19 protein-coding genes and 1 tRNA gene are annotated in these 16,936 nt (G+C 72.4%); 5 read left to right on the forward strand and 15 right to left on the reverse strand.

The genetic code is table 11. The features are described 5' to 3' along the window. Position 1 precedes the first annotated feature (1 nt). Positions 2-973: a prolyl aminopeptidase gene (gene pip, locus ACEN8D_RS01380; protein WP_413398491.1), complete on the forward strand. Its 972-nt coding sequence runs from the start codon at positions 2-4 to the stop codon at positions 971-973. On the opposite strand, the gene ACEN8D_RS01385 is transcribed toward pip, so the two are convergent. The 5 genes from ACEN8D_RS01385 to ACEN8D_RS01405 all read right to left on the reverse strand — a co-directional run bounded on the left by ACEN8D_RS01385 (position 938) and on the right by ACEN8D_RS01405 (position 5,445). Beyond that, positions 938-2,524 carry an alpha/beta fold hydrolase gene (locus ACEN8D_RS01385; protein ID WP_413398492.1) on the reverse strand — a complete coding sequence of 529 codons (1,587 nt, stop codon included), beginning with the start codon at positions 2,522-2,524 and terminating at the stop codon, positions 938-940. The genes pip and ACEN8D_RS01385 overlap by 36 nt on opposite strands. Then, positions 2,521-3,480, reverse strand: a complete 960-nt coding sequence (locus tag ACEN8D_RS01390; protein ID WP_309886862.1) for an amino acid--[acyl-carrier-protein] ligase — start codon at positions 3,478-3,480, stop codon at positions 2,521-2,523. The genes ACEN8D_RS01385 and ACEN8D_RS01390 overlap by 4 nt, the downstream gene beginning before the upstream one ends. Next, a complete protein-coding gene (locus ACEN8D_RS01395; RefSeq protein ID WP_309886863.1) occupies positions 3,477-4,670 on the reverse strand; it encodes an acyl-CoA dehydrogenase family protein in 1,194 nt (397 codons plus the stop codon). Before ACEN8D_RS01395 ends, ACEN8D_RS01390 begins: the two co-directional genes overlap by 4 nt. Further along, entirely contained in the window at positions 4,667-4,954 is a 288-nt protein-coding gene (locus ACEN8D_RS01400; protein WP_071294843.1) for an acyl carrier protein, read from the reverse strand. Before ACEN8D_RS01400 ends, ACEN8D_RS01395 begins: the two co-directional genes overlap by 4 nt. Positions 4,955-5,067: 113 nt before the next feature. Next, positions 5,068-5,445 carry a holo-ACP synthase gene (locus ACEN8D_RS01405; protein ID WP_309886864.1) on the reverse strand — a complete coding sequence of 126 codons (378 nt, stop codon included), beginning with the start codon at positions 5,443-5,445 and terminating at the stop codon, positions 5,068-5,070. 103 nt (positions 5,446-5,548) lie between these two features. Between ACEN8D_RS01405 and ACEN8D_RS01410 the strand changes: the two genes are divergently transcribed. Genes ACEN8D_RS01410 through ACEN8D_RS01420 form a run of 3 tightly spaced genes read left to right on the forward strand, consistent with a single transcriptional unit; the run spans position 5,549 to position 8,827 of the window. Further along, positions 5,549-6,601, forward strand: coding sequence for a nitroreductase family protein (locus ACEN8D_RS01410; protein ID WP_413398493.1), 1,053 nt, complete (start codon positions 5,549-5,551; stop codon positions 6,599-6,601). Further along, positions 6,598-8,172 carry a phenylacetate--CoA ligase family protein gene (locus ACEN8D_RS01415; protein ID WP_413398494.1) on the forward strand — a complete coding sequence of 525 codons (1,575 nt, stop codon included), beginning with the start codon at positions 6,598-6,600 and terminating at the stop codon, positions 8,170-8,172. The genes ACEN8D_RS01410 and ACEN8D_RS01415 overlap by 4 nt, the downstream gene beginning before the upstream one ends. 1 nt (position 8,173) lies before the next feature. Next, entirely contained in the window at positions 8,174-8,827 is a 654-nt protein-coding gene (locus ACEN8D_RS01420; RefSeq protein ID WP_413461437.1) for a hypothetical protein, read from the forward strand. Between the two features lie 49 nt (positions 8,828-8,876). On the opposite strand, the gene ACEN8D_RS01425 is transcribed toward ACEN8D_RS01420, so the two are convergent. The 5 genes from ACEN8D_RS01425 to ACEN8D_RS01445 form a co-directional block, all read right to left on the reverse strand. Then, positions 8,877-9,437, reverse strand: a complete 561-nt coding sequence (locus ACEN8D_RS01425; protein WP_413400107.1) for a hypothetical protein — start codon at positions 9,435-9,437, stop codon at positions 8,877-8,879. Continuing rightward, entirely contained in the window at positions 9,434-10,414 is a 981-nt protein-coding gene (locus tag ACEN8D_RS01430; RefSeq protein WP_413400106.1) for an aldo/keto reductase, read from the reverse strand. Before ACEN8D_RS01430 ends, ACEN8D_RS01425 begins: the two co-directional genes overlap by 4 nt. Before the next feature lie 35 nt (positions 10,415-10,449). Then, positions 10,450-10,977, reverse strand: coding sequence for a hypothetical protein (locus ACEN8D_RS01435; RefSeq protein ID WP_071301907.1), 528 nt, complete (start codon positions 10,975-10,977; stop codon positions 10,450-10,452). A gap of 184 nt (positions 10,978-11,161) precedes the next feature. Then, a complete protein-coding gene (locus ACEN8D_RS01440) occupies positions 11,162-12,019 on the reverse strand; it encodes a hypothetical protein (protein WP_413398843.1) in 858 nt (285 codons plus the stop codon). Beyond that, a complete protein-coding gene (locus ACEN8D_RS01445) occupies positions 12,019-12,663 on the reverse strand; it encodes a SatD family protein (RefSeq protein WP_413398844.1) in 645 nt (214 codons plus the stop codon). The genes ACEN8D_RS01440 and ACEN8D_RS01445 overlap by 1 nt, the downstream gene beginning before the upstream one ends. An 86-nt stretch (positions 12,664-12,749) precedes the next feature. Here ACEN8D_RS01445 and ACEN8D_RS01450 point away from each other — a divergent pair. Beyond that, positions 12,750-12,822 (forward strand) — tRNA-Val (locus ACEN8D_RS01450). On the opposite strand, the gene ACEN8D_RS01455 is transcribed toward ACEN8D_RS01450, so the two are convergent. The 5 genes from ACEN8D_RS01455 to mgrA all read right to left on the reverse strand — a co-directional run bounded on the left by ACEN8D_RS01455 (position 12,782) and on the right by mgrA (position 16,913). Beyond that, positions 12,782-14,056: a HipA domain-containing protein gene (locus ACEN8D_RS01455; RefSeq protein WP_413398848.1), complete on the reverse strand. Its 1,275-nt coding sequence runs from the start codon at positions 14,054-14,056 to the stop codon at positions 12,782-12,784. The two genes, ACEN8D_RS01450 and ACEN8D_RS01455, sit on opposite strands and share 41 nt — an antisense overlap. After that, positions 14,053-14,697: a helix-turn-helix transcriptional regulator gene (locus ACEN8D_RS01460; RefSeq protein ID WP_413398845.1), complete on the reverse strand. Its 645-nt coding sequence runs from the start codon at positions 14,695-14,697 to the stop codon at positions 14,053-14,055. Before ACEN8D_RS01460 ends, ACEN8D_RS01455 begins: the two co-directional genes overlap by 4 nt. Positions 14,698-14,807: 110 nt before the next feature. Continuing rightward, complete coding sequence (locus ACEN8D_RS01465; RefSeq protein ID WP_413398846.1) at positions 14,808-15,272, reverse strand: hypothetical protein; 465 nt, start codon at positions 15,270-15,272, stop codon at positions 14,808-14,810. A gap of 103 nt (positions 15,273-15,375) precedes the next feature. Then, positions 15,376-15,711, reverse strand: a complete 336-nt coding sequence (locus ACEN8D_RS01470) for a hypothetical protein (protein WP_413398847.1) — start codon at positions 15,709-15,711, stop codon at positions 15,376-15,378. A 158-nt stretch (positions 15,712-15,869) separates the two neighbouring features. Next, positions 15,870-16,913, reverse strand: coding sequence for an L-glyceraldehyde 3-phosphate reductase (gene mgrA, locus ACEN8D_RS01475; protein WP_071301990.1), 1,044 nt, complete (start codon positions 16,911-16,913; stop codon positions 15,870-15,872). Between the last annotated feature and the right edge of the window lie 23 nt (positions 16,914-16,936).

Raw genomic sequence — 16,936 nt, forward strand, 5'->3', positions numbered from 1 at the left:
GGTGCACCCGCCCATCGACCCCCACGACCACGGCTGGCTCGACCGCCCCGACGGCGCCTGGATCCACTGGGAGGTGTCCGGCAACCCGACCGGCCGCCCGGCGCTGTACCTGCACGGCGGCCCGGGGTCCGGTCTCGGCGCCGGGGGCTACCGGCAGCGGTTCGACCCCGAGGTGTACCGGATCATCGGGCTCGACCAGCGCGGGTGCGGGCGGAGCACCCCGTGGGCGATCGACGACCTCGGGTTGCTCGACCGCAACACGACGGCGGCCCTGATCGAGGACGTCGAGGCGCTGCGGCGACACCTCGGCGTCGAGCGCTGGCTGCTGCACGGTGTCTCGTGGGGCAGCACCCTCGCGCTCGCCTACGCCCTCGAGCACCCCGAGCGCGTCACCGAGGTCGTGCTCGTCGCGGTGACCACCGGTTCCCGTCGCGAGGTCGACTGGATCACCGAGGGGGTCGGGGCGGTGTTCCCGGAGGCCTGGTCACGGTTCACCGCCGACGTCCCTGCGGGGGTGCGGCCGGTCGAGCACCACGCCCGCCTGCTCCGGTCGCGAGACCCCGCCGTCCGGGACGCCGCAGCCGACAGCTGGGACACTTGGGAGTCGACCCACGTCTCGCTCGACCCGGCGTGGCGTCCGGGGCAGCTGCATGCCGATCCCCGGGACCGGCGCAACTTCGCCACCCTGGTCACCCACTACTGGGCGAACGACTGCTTCCTCGGTCCGGACGAGGTCCTCCGTCGCGCCGGCGAGCTCGCCGGGATCCCCGGCGTGCTCGTGCACGGGCGACGGGACGTCAGCGGGCCGGTCATCACGCCGTGGATGCTGCACCGGGCGTGGCCGGGCAGCCGCCTCGAGGTCGTCGAGGACGAGGGACACGGCGGGCCCACCGAGGTCGCGATCGCGCAGCGCGCCATCGACGGGTTCGCTCGCCGGTCAGGCGTGCACGGGGAACGTCGCCGCGACGCGTGACCGCACCTCGGTGAGCACGGCCTGCCGCATCAGCGGGGAGAACAGCGAGTGGTCGCCGTCCGGCACCCGCACGAGTTCCACCTTGCCGGTCCGGCCCCGGGTGCCCCACCGCCGGAGGGCACGCGGACCACCGAGCCGCTCGAACAGCTCGACGTCCACGGGCGACGCGATGAGCACGACGTCGGTGCCGTGCTCGACGAGCGGACGGACGTGTCCGACGACCCCACCGACCCGGTCGCGACGGGCGACCCGGTCGCGTACCCACTCGGGTACGACGGCGTTCCACCAGCGACGGAGCACGAGACGCAGCGGCGACGGTTCGTCGATCGCGCGGAGGGCATCGGCGTACGCGCCCACCGCGGCCGGCTGGCGGCGGTAGTCGTTCGGGCTGATCTCGAGGACCATGCGCGGTGCGGCTTCCGCAGAGCGCCCCGCGAGCCACGCGCCGGCGCACATGCCCACGAGCACGAGCCGTCGGGAGTCCACGGCGAGGGCGTCGACCACCGCCTGCTGGTCGTCGATCCACTCCTGCGCGAACATCGCGGACCGCTCGTCCTCGTGGACCGCGGAGCTCTCACCAGTGCCGCTGCGGTCGACCCGGACCACCCGGGCACCGTCGCGGGCGAGGGTCCGTGCGAGGGCGACCTGGTAGTCGGACGCGCCGACGTGGTGCTCGGCGGCGCCGTTGTGCAGCACGACGACCGGGGCGTCCTCGTGCTGGCCGGAGGTGACGGTCTCGATGGCGAAGAGCCGTTCCGGGCCCATCCGGACGATGCGCTCCGACGTGCGGGCGTCCACGTCGAGGACCTCGTCGAGTGCCGGCGGCAGGACCGGCAGGGCCACCGTCGGCGCCCACGCGTCCGTCCACGCCACGACGGTGTCGACGGCGGAGCCCGGGATCCGGGCGACCATGCTCGTTCCGTCGAGGAGCTCGGCGCTCCCGGTGACCTCGGTCGTCGTCACGTCGCCGAGCGCTGCGGGGGCGCTGCTGCCCGGGCGCACGAGGGCGATGGTCGGGCCGGTGCGCGCCCGGTAGGTGAGCGCACCGAGTGCTGCAGCTTCGGTGGGGTCGACGTCGATGCCGACGAGGCTCTCGACGCCGTCGACCACGCGGTCGGCGCCGATCGTGATCGTCGCCAGTGCTCGCTGCTTCCGGAGCCAGGCGCGGCCGGAGGCGGGCGCGTCCCAGAGGACCAGGCCGTCCGTGTCGGACGCGGCGGCGGCGGCGATCGGCGCGGCGGAGGCCAGACCGACGTACGTGACCCGCTCGACCCCGGCACCACGCAGCACCGCTGCGGCGCGACGGGCCGACCGGACCTGCGCGTCGGGATCGCCGTCGGGTGCGGAGTCACCACGTCCGGACGGGTCGTAGCGCACCGAGGCCACGCCACGCGCCTCCAGTCGGTCCGCCAGCAGGCGGAGGGTCCGGTACGCGATGACGCCCTCCTGCCCGAGCGGCGGACAGATCACGACGCCGGCGCGCGCCGCGACGGGGAGCTGCACGGCGACGCGGAGGGCCGGGCGACCCGTCCAGCCGTGGTGGGTGCTCACAGGGCCAGGGCCGCGCGGACCGGAGCCGGCCACGCGTCGGGGTCGGTGCCGTGTGCGGCGAAGAGGGCGATCGTGATGCGCTCCAGGCCGAAGGCGACGCAGGCACTGTGCGCGACCTCGCCGTCGGCGGTGCGGATGCCGAACGAGGTGCCGAAGTGGTCCTCGTGCAGGTTCGCCGAGCCGATCGCGGTCGCCGGGTGCTCCGGGCCGTAGACGGGCGTGACGAACTCGAACTTGAGCGCCTGCTCGACCTGGTTCCGGGCGAGCATCTGCCCGACCCGTCCGAAGAACGGGTCGTTCGCGGGGACGACGTCGATCTCGAGGCCGAACGACTCGAGCAGCGCGCGCATGACCGGGATGCGGTCGTCGCGGTGGTGCTGGGCCGAGCCGGGCGTGCCGATGTGCACGAACTCGTGCATGTGGAACGCCTGCAGCCGCATCGGGTCGAGCGAGGGCTCGCGCCGGAACGAGTCGCCGACGATGTCGAAGGTGCGGCCGTCCTGCGGGACGCGGTCCCCGACGAGCCCGTAGACCGGGTGGCAGACCGCCGGGGTCAGCATCAGGTCGGCCGGCTCGAGGAAGCCCTCCCACCGCTCCCCGCGCTCGCGGGCGGCGAGCAGGGCACGGTGCGTGCGGTCGTCACCGGTGAAGCCGGAGATCGACGCGGCGAGGTCCGGGAAGGACGCGATGTAGTCGGTGCGCTCGAACGCCGCGAGCGGCTCCACGGGCGGGAAGCGCAGGACCTCGGCGTCGAGGTCCCGCTGGCTGGCCACGGCCGCGGTGTCGACCGCCGTGTACACGCGCTCGAACACTCCGGTGCGGCCGTAGAGCCCCGGCGACCCGAGGTCGATGAGCACGCCGTCGGCGAGCAGCCGTGCACGCAGCGCGGCGCGGGCGGCGTCGAGGTCGGACGCGGGCGCGGACTGCGTCGTGGTCGTCGGTTCGGTGATGGTCACAGGATGGCTCCGGTCATGAGTGCCAGTGCGGCGTCGTTCTGCAGGAGGCGGTCGTTGCTCACCATCACGGCGGCACCGTGCGCGTCTCGGAGGTGCCGGGCGATGCTGAGGTCCCCGGTGGCGGCGAACCCGGCGATGCCGACGATCCGCAGCGCCTGGGTGACGAGGTCGGTGACCCGCTCGGAGGAGCCGATCTTCAGCGCGTTCGCAGCCAGCGCGTACGCCGTCGACTCGAGCACCTCGGGGTCGTCGGCCACCTGGTCGAACCGGGCCGCGGCGTGCCGGACGGCGTCGGCCATGGTCTGCAGGTCGACCAGGAGCTCGGCGAGCCGGAGGGCTCCAGGAGGGGTCTGGCCGACGGCGGCACGCGCCTGCTTGCGGACGGCTCGACGGGCACGGTCCGCAGCGTCCGCCGCGATGCCGAGCCACACCGACGCCCAGAGCACGTGCGACACGGGGAGGACGGTGCGGGCGGAGATCGTCGCGTAGTCGTCGCGGAGGACGCGGTCCTCGTGGGTCTCGGTGTCGAGCAGCCAGCCGTTGCTGCACGTGCCGCGGAGCCCGAGCGTGTCCCAGGTCGAGGTCTGCGTGAGCGTGGTCTCCGCCGGCAGCGCGATGACGAGCCGTTGGTCGGACGCCGGCGCGTCGAGGTCGCGCCGGGCGGTGACGAGGATCGCGTCGGCCTCGGTCGCGTACGAGATGACCGGGGCGTCCTTGCGGAGCCGGATGCGTCCGGCCTGGTCGGGCTCGATCGCGCAGGTGCTCCGACGGGCGTCGCCGCCGATGCCGCGCTCGGTGGTGGACGACGCGACGAGGGCGCCGTCCCGCACGGCCTCGATCATCGCGGTGACGCCGAGGGCCACGCCGCCGTGCCGCCAGAGCGCCATGGCCTGGCCGTGGTGCATCGCGAACACCATGGCCGTCGCGGCGCACGCACGTCCGAGTTCGGTCGCGATGACGGAGAGCTCGGCGAGGGTCGCCCCCTCACCGCCGTGCTCCACCGGGACCGCCGCGGCGAGCAGACCGTGCTCCTTCATCGCGGCGATCGCCTCGCGCGGGGGACGGGCGTCACGGTCGACCTCGTCGGCGTACCGGGCGGCGATGTCGACCACGAGGGCGGTGCGCTCGGCGAACCGGTCGACGGCGGAGACGGTCGTCCCGGCGCTCGCCGGACGCTCCTCGGTGATCACGCCGCCGTCTCCGCTGCCGTGGCGATGGACTCGATGGTGGCGAAGGTCGACCGGTGCAGCGCGGCGTCGGGGAACTCCACGTCGAGTTCGTTCTCGACCGCGAGCATCACGTTCACGGTGGCGTGCGAGGTCAGCCCGAGGGCGTAGAGGTCGGCGATCGACGCCACGTCCATGGCGTCGACGACGAGCCGCCCGTGGTCGGCGAGGGCTCGCCGGACGGCCAGTTCGGTCGTCGGGGCGACGAGTGCGACGGCGGTCGCTGCGGAGGTCGGGTCCTGGTGCATGCTGGCAACGATATGGAGGACGGCGGCCCGGAAAGCCGCCGTGCGGGTGCGTGAAACCGCACGCGCCGCGCCGGACCTGAGTGCCCTGACAGGGAGCGACTCAGGGGGCTGCGTCAGCGCTCGGAGAGGGCGACGGCGGTGGCGATCGCCAGTCCCCGTTCGTGGGACAACGAGACCGCGATCGACGTGCAGCCGATCGCCTCAGCGAGCTCCGCCGCACGACCGGTCAGCTCGACGACGGGGGCGCCGACGGCGTCGAGCACGACGGCGACGTCGGTCAGCGGGACGGCGTCCGAACGCTCCGGCCGGAGCAGTTTCAGCACGGCCTCCTTGCCGGCGAAGCGGGCGGCGAGGCGCTCCGGGTCGTCACCGGCGTCGGCGCGCTCCTGCGGGGTGAAGACCCGGGCGAGGTAGCGCTCGCCGTGCGCGGTGATCCCGGCGATCACGTCCTCGACCGCGGCGAGGTCGGTGCCGGTCCGGATCGTGGCCATGGGCCGAGCGTACGCGGGCTCGGGGAGCACTGCATTCCCCGGACGGCATGGGCGTCACCGGGCGTTCGTATGATCGACCGCAGAGACCACCGAGGGGGAACCGATGGCATCACCGTGGACGGGCATCATCGAGGACGCGCGGCACTACCCGTCGCCGCACAACTCGCAACCGATCGTCGTGCGCGTCGAGGACGACCGCACCGCGACCGTGTTCTACGACCTGCGCCGGGGGTTGCCGGCCGAGTCGTTCGGCATCCCGTTCGGCCACGTCTGCGCCGGGGTGTTCCTGGCCGGGCTCGACGTGGTCGCCCGGGCGCACGGGTTCACCGTGCAGGAACGGCTGGACCACGCCGAGATGGACTTCGGGCGGCTGGACGCCGGCGCCGGTTCCGGCGCGGCCGACGACCACCTGCACCGACTGGGCACGGTCGCGTTGCGCCCGCGCGCCGCGACGGCGGACGACCGGGAGGCGCTGGCCCGCTTCCTCGCACGGCGCACCTCGCGCAGGCCCTACGACGCGACCCTGGTGGACGAGTCCGCGATCGAGGCCGCGTCCGCCATCGCGTCGGCGGCCGGCCACCGCTTCCGCACCACCTCGGACCGTGCCGTCGTCGACGAGATCGTCCGGGTCAACCAGGAGACCCTGTTCGACGACCTGCAGCACGACGCCGTGCACGACGAGATCCTGCACTGGCTGCGGTTCTCGAAGCGGCAGGCGGCGGAGTCGGGTGACGGGCTGTCGGCGGAGACGATGCTCATGCCCGGACCGGTGCTGCGGTTCGCGATGGAGCACCGCGGGCTCTGGGAGGCACCCGTCCTCGGCGGGGTCTTCAAGCGCGTGTACCTGTCGACGATGCGCGGTGTCCGGCAGCTCGGGTGGCTCGAGGGACCGTTCTCGTCGCCGGCGGACTACGTCGAGGCCGGTCGCACCTTCATGCGGATCTGGCTCGAGCTCACGGCACGGGGCGTCGCCCTGCACCCGTTCGGCACCGTGATCACGAACCCGCGGTCGCACGTCGCGTTCGTCGAGCGCGCCGGCGTCGACGAGTCCGACGGTCGGATGGCGTGGATGCTCTTCCGCTTCGGCCACAGCGCACCGCCACCGCTGGCGCACCGCCGACCCGCGGAGGCGATGACGATCGTGGGTGCCCGGTGAAGCGCGCGGCGGTGTTCTCGGTGGTCTGGGTCGTCGAGACGGTCGTGGCGCTGTTCATGCCGCGTGTCGGCACCCACAAGCTCCTGCTCACGCCGGGCATCGAGCCGCTCCGCTGGACCCTCGGACGCTGGCGTGCGTGGCGGACGGCCGAGCGGGCTGCGAAGCGGGTGCCCGCCTACGGGGCGTTCCTGGCGGAGGCGCGGCGTGCCTCCCGTCTGGACACACGCGGCGGCATCGCCGCAGCGATCTCGGGGCTACCCGAGATGGACAAGGAGTCGTACGTCAAGCGGTGGAGCATCCCCGAGCGCTGCATCGACGGTCGGCTGCCCCGGCGCGGGGTCGTCGTCGACGAGTCGAGCGGGTCCAGCGGCACACCGACCAGCTGGGTGCGCGGCCCCGACGAACGGCAGGCCACCCGGCAGCTGCTGCAGCTCGGGTTCTCGCGGACCGCGAAGGACCTGCCGAAGCAGCCGTTCGTGCTCAACGCGTTCTCCCTCGGCGCCTGGGCCACCGGCATGAACGTGACGGCGTCGCTCACTGAGTCGTCGATGATCAAGTCGATCGGGCCGGACCGCGACAAGATCGTGCAGACGATGCGCGAGTTCGGCACCGGCTTCACCTACATCATCTGCAGCTACCCGCCGTTCCTGAAGGCACTGTTCGAGGACGACCGGCTCGACTGGAGCGAGTACACGATCGTCGCGGCGTTCGGCGGCGAGGGCATCAGCGAGAACATGCGCGCCCACATCGAGCAGTACGCGCAGGCCGTGCTCGGGTCGTACGGGGCGAGCGACCTCGAGATCAACCTCGGGATCGAGACGCCGTTCAGCGTGCAGCTGCGTCGGGCGATCGCGGCGTCGCCGGAGCTCTCCGCCGCGCTGACGAAACAGGCCGAGTACGGCGTGCTGCCGATGGTGTTCCAGTTCAACCCGTTCGGGTACCTCATCGAGACGAACGAGCTCGGGGAGCTGGTCGTGACGATCGCCCGGTCCGAGAACATCAGCCCCCGCATCCGGTACAACATCCACGACCGCGGGCACGTGGTGCGGATGCGTTCGCTGCGTCGGACCCTGCGCGAGCACGGGTTCGACGAGCTCGCCGACGCCGCCGAGCTCGACCTGCCGCTGCTGTTCCACTACGGGCGGTCCGACCTGTCCGTCGACTACAACGGGGCGGTCGTCGCGCCGGACGTCGTACGCGACGTGGTCTACGGCGACCCGGCGCTGCTCGAGGCCGTCGAGAACCACCGGCTGATCAGCTACGAGGACGACCGGGGCGACCGGCAGCTGCACATCGCGTTCCAGCTCGCGTCCGGCGCATCGGGGTTCGACGCCGACGGTGCTCGAGGCGCGGTGGTCGCCGAACTGCGGCGGTTGAACAAGGACTTCTCGAACGCGATCCGGACGGCACCACCGGGCACGCTGCCGACCGTGGCGTTCTACCCGTACCGCACCGGACCCTTCCGCGAGGACGGCCGCAAGCTCAAGAACGAGTACGTGTGGCAGCTGCCGGCCGGCTCGGTGGACGAGTGGGACCTCGACCTGGCGTGGACCGCCCCGAAGGAGGCCTGACGTGCAGGGGGACCGTCGGGCGTGGCTGGAGCGGCTGCGGGACGGCCGGTTCGTCGACCCGGTGCCGCTCCGGGTGGCGAGCCTCGTCGCGGTGGCGGTCGGCACCGCAGCGTGCGTCGCGTTCAACACCGAACCGACGATCAGCGCGATCGCGGCCTCCGTCATCATCACGGGCGTGGTGGTGGTCGTGCCGAACCTGTGGTTCCCGTATGCCGACCGCGCGACGGCGCGACGGGTGCACGAGGTCGGTGGGCTGCCGATCCGGCTCTGGCTGCCGGTGCGGCGTTGGGCATCCGGACAGCGCGCCGTCGGGGTGCCGACGTCGCTGCCGGTGGTGTGGACGGTCGACGACGCGGGCCTGCACGGGTGGGCGCCCGAGGAACCGGAACCCGTGTCGACCGTGCGGTGGGTGGACGTGACGTCGATCGACGTGGGCGAGTACCGGCCTCCGTGGTACCCGACGTTCACGATGTCGTGCATCCGCCTCGAGACCGTCCACGGGCCGGTCCGACTGCGTGCGCGGTACGGCCTCGGGAGCGTCGGCGGCGGCTCCGACCGGCACGACCGCGAGCTGGTTCGCGCGCTCCGGGCTGTGCACCCTCCGGAGCCGCGACCGGTCCCGCGGGGGAGCGCGCTCGGGCTACCGGGCGACTGAGGGCGCGGCGCGGCGTCGCCTGACGCGGCGTCGCCGGGCGCGGCGCGGGTCAGCGGTACTGCGGCGGCCAGTCGAAGGGCGGCGGCAGGTGCGGGACCTCGCCGATCGTCGTGACGTCGAGCACGACCTCGCGGCGGTTCGTCAGCGCGATGGAGCGCGGGTCGCCGATGAACCTGCGGCCGTCGACCCACACCGTCAGCTCCCCTCGGAGGCCGCCGACGTGCGCGGGGCCGAGCGAGACGCCCCACTCGTCGAAGAACTGCCCGAGCGTGAAGGTCTGCCGGGTGGGGGACTCGACGTGCAGGATGCCCGAGGTGTCGTGCGTGTGCAGCTGCGCGGCGAACCGTCGAGTGTCCGAGTGCCCGACGTTCGCCGGCACCGTCACGGGGACGTCGCCGTCGAGGATCGTCAGGTGGGTGTGCACGTGCTCGGCGAGCCGCTCGCCCCAGACGTTGCGCAGTCCGGCATCGTCGGCACGCTCGGCGAGGGCCGTCGGCGCGGGCCACGGGGGAGCGGACCGTGAGGTGCCGTCCGCAGGTGCCGTCCCGCCCGCGACGAGCGCCAGGACCGTGAGGGCCGCGAGCGCTGCGCCGACGGCCGCCGGCTTCACCACCGGTCGTGCACGGCGGCGCGGAACCACTCGTCGTACAGCTCGCGGACCGTCTCGTCGAGGCCCGGCACCTCGGGGAGCGAGCCCGCTCCGGCGTTCGACCGAGCCTGCTCCGGGTTGCGGGCGCCGGGGATCGCCGCGGTCACGCCGTCCTGGGCGACGACCCACGCGATCGCCGCCTGCGGGACGGACACGGCATCGGGCAACGACGCGGCGAAGACCTGTGCGGCACGGACGCCGTCCTCGAAGTCGACGCCGCTGAACGTCTCGCCCTGGTCGAACGCCTCGCCGTGGCGGTTGTAGTTGCGGTGGTCGCCCTCGGCGAAGGAGGTGTCGGCGGTGTACTTGCCGGACAGCAACCCCGATGCCAACGGGACGCGCGCGAGGATGCCGACCCCGGCCTCCCGGGCCGCCGGCAGCACGCGGTCGAGCGGCTTGAGGCGGAACGCGTTGAGGATGATCTGGACCGTGGAGACGCCGGGGCGGGCGATCGCGGTGAGCGCCTGGTCGGCGGTCTCGACGCTGACGCCGTAGGCGGCTACGGAACCGTCGGCGACGAGGCCGTCGAGGGCGTCGTACACGGCGTCGTCGGAGAAGACCTCGGTCGGCGGGCAGTGCAGTTGGACGAGGTCGAGGGTGTCCTGCCGCAGGTTCCGACGCGAGCGGTCCACCCACTCGCGGAAGTTCGCGGCGATGTAGTTCGACGGGACCTGGTCGGCGCGCCGACCCATCTTCGTCGCGATCGTCAGGGGGACGTCGGGGTTGGCCGCCCGCCACGCGCCGATCAGCTGTTCGCTCCGACCGTCGCCGTAGACGTCGGCGGTGTCGAACAGCGTGACGCCGGACTCGACGGACGCGTCCATGACGGCGTTCGCGTCGGCCTCGGACACCGGGCCCCAGTCACCGCCGAACTGCCAGGTCCCGAGGCCGACGACGGACACGGGGCGGCCGGTACGGCCGAGGGTGCGACTCTGCATGCTGCCGAGCGTACCCAGCGCCGTGCCGGTCGGGATCAGGTGGGGGTGGCGACGCCGCGACCGAGCAGACGCTTGGCGGCCCGCGCGCGGGGGATCACCCAGAGTGCGCTCCACAGGCCGAGGCCGATCCAGAGCAAGATGAGCATCGTCGTGATGACCGGTCCGTGCTGGTCCCGCATCGACCACGTCATCAGGATCCAGATCGTCGAGAGCACGATCTTGCCCCAGCCGGCGACCTCGCGCTCGGCCTGGGCCTGCACGAGGGGGATCCACTCGGCGGCCGGCACGGTGGGGGGCACCTCGCCGTCGAGCACCCAGTTGCGGACGACGACGCTCCGGTCGTACCCGCCCTCGGCGCGCCAGGAGCGGAGCTGCAGGACGACGGCGATCGCGATGCCCACCGCTGCCGCCGGGACACCGAGGCCGACGAGGAGCGCCGGGGTCGGTTCCGTCCACGACGACGCCACGAGGACGACGAGCACGACGGCGAAGGCGGCACCGGTCGCACCGGCACCGAGCAGCCGCAGGCGGCCGGCCTCGTCGAGGACTCCGACTCCGTTCACGGGGTCGACGCTACCCGGCGACGACCGGGATCTCCCGGGGCGGTCGCTGTGGATCGACCCGTGGCGTCGGCGGTGCGTGGCCGGACAGCGGTGCGCTGGCGGCGTCGAACCACGGATCCGACATCGAACCGGGACCCGGCGGTTGTTCGATGTCGGATTCGTGGTTCGACACGCGGCGCGAGCCTCAGCCCTGTGCGAGCAACCAGCACATGCCGGCCGCGGCGAACGCCATCGCCCAGCTCACCAGGCTGCCGATGAGGAAGTACTCGGCCTGGTACCCGGTCGTCTCGCGGCGGATCTCCGGGAAGCGGACGATGCCCTTGGCCGCGATCAGCGCAGCGACCACGGGGAACGCCCCGACCAGCGCGAAACCCGCGAGCAGCAGACGCTCGATCGGGCCGATCATGCGGCCGCCCTGCAGCAGGACCGTGCCCTCGCTGCCGTCGCCGTCCGCAGCGGTACGGGCGTCGCCACGGGGTCGTCGGGCGAACAGCCGCCACGCCGGCCCGCCCTCGACCGACTGGCTGACGGTGTCGGGGGAGAGCCCCGGCGGGAGGGCCTGGGCGACGACGACGTTGGCCGAGTCGACCAGGAACAGTGCCGCTCCGACGCCGCCGACGATCGCGGCGAGCGGGACGGCGGCGACGAAGGCCGGCGCGGAACCACGCTGCCACTCGACGACGAACCCCGAGGGATCGACGGACGGGACCGTCAGCAGCAGCACGGCGAGCGCGACCGCGAGCAGGACCGACGGCCACGAGCCCGAACGGCGGCACCAGACCCGTGGCGGTGTGGTCGACGGCCGGGCGTCGGTCGGCCGCACCGGCGTCGTCGTGGCGATCCACAGGGCGGCGAGCACGATCGCGGTGGCCACCGCCCCGACGGGGAGGCCGAGGCCCGGCACGGCGACGACGGCCACCCCGATCCACAGCAGCAGGACCACGATCACGGTCAGGACGCGGCGTGGGGCGGCGTCGGTGCCGGTCCGGGTGCGCACGACGTCGGCCGTCCCGATGAGGGCGAGGAGGACTCCGGCGAGCATCAGCGGCCCCCGTCCCGGAGGACCCGCAGGCCCTCGACCAGTGCGGCGACGCCCGACTTCTGCACGGACTGGGACACTGCCGACGGCGTGATGCCCTCGTCAGCAGCGATCTGCGCCTGGGTCCGGCCCTGGACCAGCCCGAGGGCGATCCGCCGTGCACGCGGGGTCAGGCGCGAGACGACGTGGTCGCGGCTCAGGAAGTAGGCGTTCACGAGTCGCTCCGTCGGTCCGTGGCGGTCCTCGGCGTCGTGGTACCAGGCCCGGAGGAACGCGGTCCGGCCGTCCTCGCGCCGGTGGGTCTCGTTGATGGCGTCGCGTGCGGACCACCACCCGGGCCCGTCCTGCAGGGGGCCGACCGCACCCGCTCCGATCGTCTGCACCGTGCCGCGCCCGATCCCGAACCGGATCTGCACGGTCGGCGGGAGGGCGAGGATCGCGGCCGTGGTCGCGACGAGCGCGTCGGTCAGCGTGGCGTAGATCACCTGGAACTCGTCGCCGACGGTGGCGCGCAGCGGATCGACCGCCTCGACCGCCGGGGTACCGTCGAAGGCGCGCTCGACGTCGCGCTGGGCCGCCGCGCGGTCGTCGAGGGTGCGGGAGTCGACGAGGTCGACGATCACCGCGATCACGGGGTTGGAGTGCACGTGTTAAGGATACGACTTCACATCGCCGAAAGTAAGCCTGTGGCTGAACATCGGGCGGGGTGTCCGACGCCGTAGACTCGACGCGAGGGCCTTTAGCTCAGCTGGTAGAGCGCCACGTTTACACCGTGGATGTCGTCGGTTCGATCCCGGCAGGGCCCACCGTTCCCCGCGGGGTGCGCGTCGCACGCGGACCCGCGATCTTCGCCGTCTGCTCGGCGACGAGTCCGCGCATCCGAACGGCCTGGTCGTCGTCGAGGTCGTTCCAGGCGGTGTCGATCCGGTCGGCGACGTCGTCGTACACCCGTTGCACCTCGACGCGGGCGCGGTCGACGTCCAGGCCGGACTGATCGGCGAGCTTCGACCAGTGGTCGAGTGTCAGCTCCTGCGAGTACTGCGCGCCACCGATGCGCATCGCGAGCTGCTCGTCGTACCCGGGCCAGAGGCGCGTGGGCAGGGCGTCGTAGAGCGGCGCGAGTTGCACCCCCGCCGGCCGGAGCAGGACCGAGTAGTTCTTCGCGTGCGCGTCAGCGTTGCCGATCGCGGCGTTGAACGCGGCCTGCCGGAGGAAGTCGTGCGCGGCCGTACCCGACGCATCGTGCTGCAGCAGGAGCTGGAGGATCGGCTTCGCTCCGATGCGGTACTTGGTGGCACCGGACCTGCCGAGTGCCTGTGCGAGGTCCTCCATGTGGAGTCGCGCGGCGAAGCCGGACGGTTGCAGTGCCCGGTCGAAGCGCTCGACGAGGTACGCCCGCTCACCGACCACGTCGAGCACGTCGGCTCGCGGGGCGACGATGCCGATGTCCGCTGCCAGGCGCTCGGCCGCGACCTCTGCCTGCTCGGCTCCCCGGTTGGCGGAGAACGCCGGCTTGATGATGTGTGTCGACGGAACCGACGCGTTCGGCCAGAACCAGGTACCGGCGACGTTCGCGAGCGCGAACTTCGGTTGCGTACCGGCGAGCGAGAACCGGGCCGGGTCGCTCCGCTCCCACCAGCGATCCGGATCGTCGTGCAGGCTGCTGATACGGAACGCGATCGCGTCGTCGTCGGCCAGCAGCAGCGCGGTGGCCGCCGGCTGCGGCAACTCCGGTGCGGGGAGGAGCACCAGCCCGCCGGCGACGTCGCCGCCGACCTCTTCGAGGAGGTCGAACGTGCTCGTCGAGCGGGCTCCGGTGACGCGGCGCATCCAGTCGCGGGCTTCGGGCCGATCGGGCAGGAGGTTGTCGAGGAACCGGCCCGGTGCCCGGTCGGAGATCTTGCCGTCCCGGGGCAGGGACAGCGACACGGGTGTGTCCGGAGCCGCATCGTCGTAGCGGAGTGTGATCCGGCCGCTCCCGTCGACGGCGAACTCGCCGACGTACTGCCCTTCGAGCCAGGCGTGGAGCACCCGGTTCACGCGGAGTCCCGGACGGCTCCGGTGGGCAACGCCAGGGGGTGCACATCGAGCGCGTTCACGACCCGGAGGACGGTGAGCATGGTGTCGACCTGCCGCCCGGTCTCGACGGCGGCGACGTCACCGGGTGTCGTGCCGGCACGGTCGGCCAGTTGTGCGCGGCTGAGGCCGTGGATCGCCCGTTCGTCGGCGACGACCCGTGCCAGGCGCTCGGGTGAGTTGAGGTACCGCCGCTGTGGTCGGGCGAGACGCTCGGCGACGACGTCGTCCTGGTGTTCCAGTGCGGCCCGGACCAGGAGTTCCCCGAGCGTGAAGCCCGTCGGGAGGTCCGCTCCGCGAAACCACGCCCGGATGAGCGCTGCCGGTCGGTCGGAGGCGCGCAGCCGGCCGAGGTACGCGGCGATGCGTCGGCGGTCGGACCCGGTCACCTCCCGGACGGTCTGGTCGCTCAGTGCACGGAGGAACAGGCGCCGCGTGCGCTCGCTCATCGGTCGGGTGCCGACGGCCGGCGTCGTGGCGACGCCCTCGTCGAGGATCCAGGCACGTCCGACCCGTCGTGCCGGGAGGCGGCCCTGCTGCGCGAGCGCACGAGCGCGGCGCGGCGAGATGCCGTGCTGCGCCGCGTACTCGGAGATGGTGGTCATGGTGCGAATCTACGCCGTGCGGAACAGGAAGTGCAATCGATGGTGCTCGTCGATTGAAGCGGGTTCTTACGTGACCGCAAGCCCGGTGTGAGTCCGCTCGCGCCGCTGGTTCAGTCGAGGAGGCTCCACCAGTAACGGATCTTCCGGACGAGCCACACTATTGATGTGATCAACCCCGTGAGGATGAGTCCTGCCCATCCGATGGCGACAGCGCCGCCGATCGCGTTCACCACGACGTCCGGGGCATTCACCAGTCCTGCGATGATCAAGAGCACGAACAGGGCCGCGGTGATCACCGAGAACACGTTGAACGACGCCCACAGATCGACCCGCCGCACGTAGCGACGCGTCACTCGCTCGACCAGTCGAGCGCGCATGATGCGCATCATCGCCACGTGCTGCGGAAGCGCGTCACTGCCACGGATGACGCGGTCGATCCGCTCCAACTGGGTCAAGCGTGAACGCTCCTGGAACCCGAACAGAGTGGGCATCGCGGCGAGGAAGGCGACGAGCACACTGAGCAGTGTGATGACGTTCCCGGCGCTCTTCCCAGTGAGCCATGCCAGCAGATCCATTGCGCCTCCCGAGCACAGCATCGTGGTCAGAGACGGGATCGACCATCTGACTGATCACACTTGGCGGTGATCCGCACGAGGCGGTGCGCCCGAGAGCCTCCCGTCAGCGCCCGTCCGCCGAGCGAGCCCGCTCATCGTCCTGACGCATGTGCTCGATCAAGGTCGCCGTCGTCTCGCGGAGATCGCGGAGCATCCGTCGGAGCCCGAGGATCGCGAACACCGCGACGATCGACAGCACCCAGAACATGGTTCCCGGGATCCACGGCGCATCTTCCGGGTGCCCGCCCAGCAGCGCGGCGAGCGTGAGCCACGCCATGACCGCTCCGATCAGCCAGCACATGCCCGCACCGAACCAGACCCCGGCCCAGCCGACCCGGACCCCACGACGGTCGTCACGGATCCGCTCTTCGGGCGTCAATTGGCTGCGGAGGACCTTCACGCATCGAGACTGCCCGACGGCAGCCACAGGCTGCAACCGGGAGCTGGGTGACGTGAGCAGCCAGCCTTCCGGAGTGCGGACGCGACCGTCTGCGGGACGGGAGGCGCGGCGCGGCCCCGCACCGCGCCTCCCGTCCGCCACCTGGTGACGGTTCCCGCTCAGGAGACCTGACCGGCGCGCGCACCGGCCCACAGGTCGACGTCCGCGATCCCGACGGAGTGCTCGTCGATGGTGCGGAGCTCCTCGTCGGTGAAGGACGTGTTCGCCAGGGCGGCGACGTTGTCCTCGACCTGGGACACGCGCGAGGCGCCGATGACGAGCGACGTGACCCGCTCGTCGCGGAGCGCCCAGGCCAGCGCGAGCTGCGCGAGGGACTGGCCACGTGCGGCGGCGACGTCGTTCAGGGCACGGAGGTGGGCGACCACCTCCGGTGTGATGCTCGACGCGTCGAGGGACTTGCCGGCGGCGGCGCGGGAGTCCTCCGGGACGCCGTCGAGGTACTTGCCGGTCAGGAGCCCCTGCGCGAGGGCGGTGAAGCCGATGACGCCGAAGCCGAGTTCGCTCGCGGCGTCGAGCAGCCCCTCGGTCTCGATCCAGCGGTTCAGCATCGAGTAGGAGGGCTGGTGGATGAGCAGGGGCGTGCCGAGGTCGCGCAGGATCGCGGCGGCCTGGCGGCTGCGCTCCGCGTCGTACGACGAGATGCCGACGTAGAGCGCCTTGCCCTGCTGGACCGCGGTGTGCAGGGCGCCCATCGTCTCCTCGAGCGGGGTGGACGCGTCGAGGCGGTGCGAGTAGAAGACGTCCACGTAGTCGAGGCCCGTGCGCTGCAGCGACTGGTCGAGGGAGGCGAGGACGTACTTGCGGGAGCCGCCGCCCTGGCCGTAGGGGCCGGGCCACATGTCCCAGCCGGCCTTCGTCGACACGATCATCTCGTCGCGGTACGGCCGGAAGTCCTCACGCATGAGGCGCCCGAAGTTGACCTCGGCGGCACCGTAGGGAGGCCCGTAGTTGTTCGCGAGGTCGTGGTGGGTGATGCCGAGGTCGAAGGCGCGGCGGCTCACGGCACGCTGCGTCTCGAAGGCGACGTCGTCGCCGAAGTTGTGCCAGTAGCCGAGCGAGAGCAGCGGCAGGTCGAGGCCGGAGTTCCCGGTACGGCGGTAGGGCATCGTGTCGTAGCGGTCGCTGCTGGCGGTGTAGGTCATGCCGTCCATCGTGGCAGGACGCG

Source organism: Curtobacterium sp. Curtsp22 (assembly GCF_059492135.1).

Bases quoted from the DNA above. Each gene is read 5' to 3' on its own strand.
- ACEN8D_RS01400 (WP_071294843.1), bottom strand. From the start codon at position 4,954: ATGCACCAGGACCCGACCTCCGCAGCGACCGCCGTCGCACTCGTCGCC.
- ACEN8D_RS01405 (WP_309886864.1), bottom strand. From the start codon at position 5,445: ATGGCCACGATCCGGACCGGCACCGACCTCGCCGCGGTCGAGGACGTG.
- ACEN8D_RS01410 (WP_413398493.1), top strand. From the start codon at position 5,549: ATGGCATCACCGTGGACGGGCATCATCGAGGACGCGCGGCACTACCCG.
- ACEN8D_RS01430 (WP_413400106.1), bottom strand. From the start codon at position 10,414: ATGCAGAGTCGCACCCTCGGCCGTACCGGCCGCCCCGTGTCCGTCGTC.
- ACEN8D_RS01440 (WP_413398843.1), bottom strand. From the start codon at position 12,019: ATGCTCGCCGGAGTCCTCCTCGCCCTCATCGGGACGGCCGACGTCGTG.
- ACEN8D_RS01460 (WP_413398845.1), bottom strand. From the start codon at position 14,697: ATGACCACCATCTCCGAGTACGCGGCGCAGCACGGCATCTCGCCGCGC.
- ACEN8D_RS01465 (WP_413398846.1), bottom strand. From the start codon at position 15,272: ATGGATCTGCTGGCATGGCTCACTGGGAAGAGCGCCGGGAACGTCATC.
- mgrA (WP_071301990.1), bottom strand. From the start codon at position 16,913: ATGACCTACACCGCCAGCAGCGACCGCTACGACACGATGCCCTACCGC.